This window comes from Arthrobacter sp. Soil_N43 (assembly GCF_057655195.1).
Genome location: NZ_JBDGML010000006.1, coordinates 1 through 5363, shown reverse-complemented (window position 1 = coordinate 5363; position 5363 = coordinate 1). Strand labels below are relative to the sequence as shown.

Sequence of the window (5363 nt, the reverse complement as noted above, 5' to 3'; positions counted from 1 at the left end):
ATCGGGTTCGTTCTGGCGGATGATTTCGCGGACCACCGGGGCGGTGTCCCCGCGGCCAAGAAGCAGGTAGCGGATGAGGTGCGCCAAGGGGTTTCCTTCGGACCATTCGAAGTAGGCGTGGGGACGGACGCCGGTGGCATCGCGCAGGGCAAGGAGGATGGCCGCGATGGCGTTGGGTGCGGCAGGGCTGTCCGCGCGCAGGACGCGGTGTCCGTCCACTTCGATGCCCCTGACCTCGAGGATGTCGCTGAAGCCGGAGGGGTCGGTGATGTCGATTTCCAGGAAGATGACGTCCGCGGTGCCGGGCACCGGGTTGTTCTGGCGCTGCACCGCTTCCTTCTCCAGGTACTCCGCAGCGTCCCGGGCGTGCGGCCGGTTGGCGATGAGGTTTATCCGACCGTCGAATTCCAGCGTGTCCGTAATAAACCTCCGCGCGGTCTCGTCGAATTCGATCCCGTGCACGCGCAGCTCGGTGGTCCGGCTGACCCGTGAGACCAGCGAGACGGCGACGATTCCGAGGATGAAGAATGCGGAGATGGTGATGCCGTCGGGCTTTTCGATCACGTTCGCGGCCAGTGCGTAGAGCATCACCAGGGTCAGGACGGTGAATCCGACGGCGGCGCCCCGCTGCTTCTTGCGGATCGCGGAGATGGTGACGGCGACGGCCCCGGAGACCATCATGGCCAGGATGCCGGTGGCGTACGCTCCGGCCTGGGCGTTGACATCGGCGTTGAAACCGATGGTGATCAGGATGCTGATGGCGGTGTAGACGAGGACCACGGGCCGCACCGCGCGGGACCAGTCCGGTGCCATGCCGTACGAGGGCAGGTAACGGGGCACGATGTTGATCAGACCGGCCATCGCGGACGCGCCGGCGAACCAGAGAATGAGGATGCTGCTGACGTCATAGACGGAGCCGAAGCCATTGCCAAGGTGTTCGTGGGCGAGGTAGGCCAGGGCCCGGCCGTTGGCCTCGCCGCCGTCCAGGAAGGCCTCGGCCGGGATCAGGACGGTGGTGACGAAGCTGCTGCCGAGCAGGTAAAAGCTCATGATCACGGCCGCGGTGGTGAGCAGTTTGCGGGTGTTCTTGATCTTGTCGGCCAACCGCTCCTCCGCGGTGGCGCCCTTGGCCGCGACGAGCGGCATCATGCTGACGCCCGTTTCGAAGCCCGAGAGCCCCAGCACCAGCAGCGGGAACGCCACCAGGGCGGGACCTGCGATGTCACCGAAACCTGCGCCGGACGAGGTGAGTGCAGCGCTCCAGTCAGCCAAGGCACCGGGCTGCGTGACGGCGTCGTAAATTCCGACGCCGATGATGACGGCGTTCATCAGGAGGAAGACCGCCACCAGGGGGATGGCGACGGCCACGGCCTCGGAGAAGCCGAGCAGGAACACCCCGCCCAGGATCAGCAGCAGCACCACCGTGATGAGGACAGCCTGGCCCTCCAGGAAAGGAGGGAGATACGGGTTCTCCAGCATGTGCACGGTGGCATCCGCGGCGGAGAGGGTGATGGTGACAATCCAGGACGTGGCGACGAACCCCAGCAGGATGAGCACGAAGACCTTCCCCCGCCAAAACGGCAGCAGGGTCTCCAGCATCGCCACCGAGCCCTGCCCGTGCGGGCTCTCCTTGGCTACCCTCCGGTACATCGGCAGCATGCCGAGCAGCGTCAGCGCGACGATCAAAAGGGTCGCCAGCGGGGACAGGGCACCGGCCGCAAGGGCCGCGATGCCGGGCAGATAGGACAGCGTCGAGAAGTAGTCCACGCCCGTCAGGCACATGACCTTCCACCAGCTCTGCTGTGGGGCGTGGTCTTCGGCGGTTTCGGGCCCCACCGGCTGGTGTACCCGATGTTCCAGCAGCCACCTGACCAGCGAGTTTCCGGGTTCAGCCTCGCGTTCGGGATTGGGAACGGTGGCGGGTATCGAGAAATGGGCAGATGCCGTCAATGACGTGTCTTTCTGAACTGCAGGGGCGTGCTAACCACCAGACCGTAGCACCGGCCCAGACAGCGTCATTGGGTGATTCGGGGGATCTTAATGCTTTCTTAACGCCTGTCCACGCTCACTCCTGGAAGCGGTAGCCGAGCCCCGTCTCCGTCAACAGATGGCGGGGATTGGCGGGATCCGCTTCCAGCTTCCTCCTCAGCTGGGCGAGGTAAACCCGCAGATATCCGGTCTCGCCGGAGTAGGCGGGTCCCCACACATGGGTCAGCAGCTCCTCATGCGTGACGAGGGCACCGCTGTTCCGCGCCAGCAACTCCAGGATGTTCCATTCGGTGGGCGTGAGCCGGACAGCCACGCCCCGCTGGGTCACCCGCCTCGCCGCCAGGTCCACCACAAAATCCTCCGTTTTCACGACGGGAGCATCGCCGGACGTTCCCCGGCGCAGCGCGGCACGGAGCCTTGCCAGGAGTTCATCCATACCGAACGGCTTGGTCACGTAGTCGTCCGCGCCGGCGTCCAGGGCCTGGATCTTGTCATCCGAGCCGTGCCTCGCCGAGAGGACGACGACGGGAACGTCGCTCCACCGGCGCAGCCGGCGGATCACCTCGACGCCGTCAAGGTCGGGCAGCCCGAGGTCCAGGACGACGACGTCGACGGAATGCCGCGCTGCCTGCTCCAGGGCACCCTGCCCGGTGAACGCGGTGACGGTGGAGTACCCCCGTGCATTCAGGTTGATCTGCAGGGCCCGGAGGATCTGGACTTCGTCATCGACTATCAGCACTGCCGGCATGGTGTCCTCTCGGGCTGGTGGCGGGCGCGGCGCCGGTGGAGAGCGGCAGCCGGACGACCATGGTCAGGCCGCCGCCGGGCGTCGGTTCCGCCAGCAGGACCCCGCCCATTGCTTCGGTGAAGCCTTTCGCCACGGCCAGCCCCAGGCCGATCCCCGTCCCGGGCGTGGTGTCATCTGACCGCTGGAACGGACGGAACATGGCCAGGACCTCCTCGGCCGGGATGCCCACGCCATGATCGACCACGGTAAGTTCACTGGCCGGCATATCGCCAATTCTGGCACTGCCGGAACCGCCTACCGCCCCGGCGATGACGACGTCGGACTCCGGCGCGTACTTCAGGGCGTTTTCCACGAGGTTGGCGATGACCCGCTCCAGCATGCCGGGGTCCGCGTCGACCGGAGGCATGTTGTCGGGCAGGAGCACCCGCAGGCGTTCCGATGTGTTTCCCCGGAGGGCCTCGCCGACGACGTCGGCCCAGTACGTCGGACTGATCAGCGGCGAGACGGAGTCGGCGGTGATCCTGGACATGTCCAGGAGGTTGCTCACGAGCCGGTCCAGCCGGTCGGCGCCGGACTCTATCGTGGCGAGAAGTTCTTCCTGTTCGTCCTGTCCGAAGGTGATGGTTCTGTCCCGGAGGCTGCTGGAGGCCAGCTTGATGCCTGCCAGGGGAGTGCGGAGGTCGTGGGACACGGCCCGCAGAATGGACGTGCGCATCGTGTTGCCCTCAGCCAGGCGCAGGTTCTCGCGCTGGCTGGCGGTGAGCTCCTCGCGCTGGAGCATGGCCAGCAGGTGTGCGCCAAACGCGGCCAGCAGGCGCCGTTCGTCCTGCGAGAGTTCCCGGCCGGTCAGCGAGAGGATCCGGTCCCCGTCCAGTTGTTCGACGCTGTCCGCCTCCGTCATCGCCTCCGGCCGAACAGCACCCGAATATTCGTGAAGCGTCCAGTCGCCGGTTTTCCGGTGGCCGGTTTGACGCCGGATCCACAACCCGGCGCCGGCCGCCTGGAAATGCTCGCGGACCTGCTCCAGGAAGTCCGGGATGCTGTTGCCCTCTGCAACGGCCCGGCGGCTCAGCTCACCGAGGATGGACGCTTCAGCGCCGGCCAGGCGTGCTTCCTTGCTTCGCTTGGCTGACCTGTCCACCACCAGCGACACGGCGACGGCGACGACAAGGAAGATCAGCAGCGCGAGGACGTTCTCCGGGTCGAGCACAGAGAGCGAACCGATCGGCCTGACACTGAAGTAGTTCACGATGAGCCCTGCCAGGGCCGCGGCCACCACGGCCGGCCAGAGCCCTCCCACGAGGGCAACCGCGACGATGCCGGTGAGTTGGACCAGCATGTCCGTCGAGAGTTGCTGATGGGGGAGCAGATCCAGGGCCAGCTGCAGGAGCGGCGGCAGGCCGGCCGCCAGGGCAAAGGCCGGCAGCTCCCTGCGGCGGCCCAGCGACGCCGTCCGCCGGCCGCTTCCGGTCCTGGCGGCGTCCTGCGCGACGAGATGAATGTCGATGCCGCCCGCGGTCCGCAGCACCTTCGCGACAACGCCGCGTCCGAACTGAGCCAGCCGGCGCTGCCGCGACGCTCCCAGGATGATCTGGCTGGCGTTGATGCTGCGCGCAAACTCCAGCAGCGTCTCCGCGACGTCCTCTCCGCCGACCGTGTGGAAGACGCCGCCTGCGTCCTGAGCGAGCTTGCGCTGGAGTTCCAGTTCCTTGCCGGCAAACAGCTCGCCTTCGTCGGTGCCCGTGCGGACGTGGACCACATGGAGCTCCCCGCCCGCGGCGCTGGCCAGCATCCTTGACGCGCGGCGGATCAGGGCCTGGCCGTCTGCCTGTCCGCTGAGGCCCACGACGATCTTCTCCCGCGTCTGCCAGCTGTCCCTGATGTTGTTCAGCGTCCGGTAGTCGGACAGCCCGGCGTCGACACGCTCGGCCAGCCACAGCAAGGCAAGCTCCCGGAGGGCCGTCAGGGTGCCCGTGCGGAAGTCGCCGGCCAAGGCAAGATCGGCCTCCTCCTGGCTGGGGTAGATCTTGCCTTCCCCCAGCCGCCGGCGCAGCAGTTCGGGGGAGGCATCCACCAGTTCGATCTGGTCGGCGCCGCGCACGGCTTTGTCAGGAACGGTGTTCTGTTCCCGGGTCCCGGTAATGCTTCGGACCACGTCGGAGAGGGACTCCAGCTGCCGGATGTCCAGCGTGGAGATGACGTCAATGCCCGCATCCAGCAGGACGGCGACCTGATCCCACCGCGAAGTGCCCCGGCTGTTGGTGCCCGCATACTCGTCCACGAGAACGACGCCGGGCGCACGGTCCAGGACGGCCCCGACATCCAGGTCCGTTGCCGCTGACCCCGACGGCGGCGGGCACTGTTCCAGACCCTGCAGCAATGCCTCCGTCTCCGCCCTGCCGCGCACGGAGACGGCGCCCACGACGACGTCCGCACCCTCGGCCCGCAGACGGCGGCCCTCTTCCAGCATGGCGAACGTCTTGCCGGCCCCGGGCGCCGCTCCCAGGAAAATGCGCAAATTGCCTCGTGCCATGGCTCCATTCTTCACTCCTCCGGCCCGCAATCGTGCAAAAGCGGCGGGAGGTGAGGGAGGGATGGGGTTGGGCGGCGGGATGTGAGGGAGGGT

The 5363-nt window shown here is 67.2% G+C and carries 3 protein-coding genes; all 3 read right to left on the bottom strand.

The features are described 5' to 3' along the window. Nucleotides 1-1950: APC family permease (locus AC3A3W_RS00105; RefSeq protein WP_487439864.1), on the bottom strand; the 1950-nt coding region annotated here is incomplete at its 3' end. A gap of 115 nt (nt 1951-2065) precedes the next feature. Then, nucleotides 2066-2737 (bottom strand): response regulator, encoded by a 672-nt coding sequence (locus tag AC3A3W_RS00100; RefSeq protein ID WP_487439863.1) that lies wholly within the window; start codon nt 2735-2737, stop codon nt 2066-2068. Then, nucleotides 2712-5270, bottom strand: coding sequence for a DUF4118 domain-containing protein (locus AC3A3W_RS00095; protein ID WP_487439862.1), 2559 nt, complete (start codon nt 5268-5270; stop codon nt 2712-2714). Before AC3A3W_RS00095 ends, AC3A3W_RS00100 begins: the two co-directional genes overlap by 26 nt. Between the last annotated feature and the right edge of the window lie 93 nt (nt 5271-5363).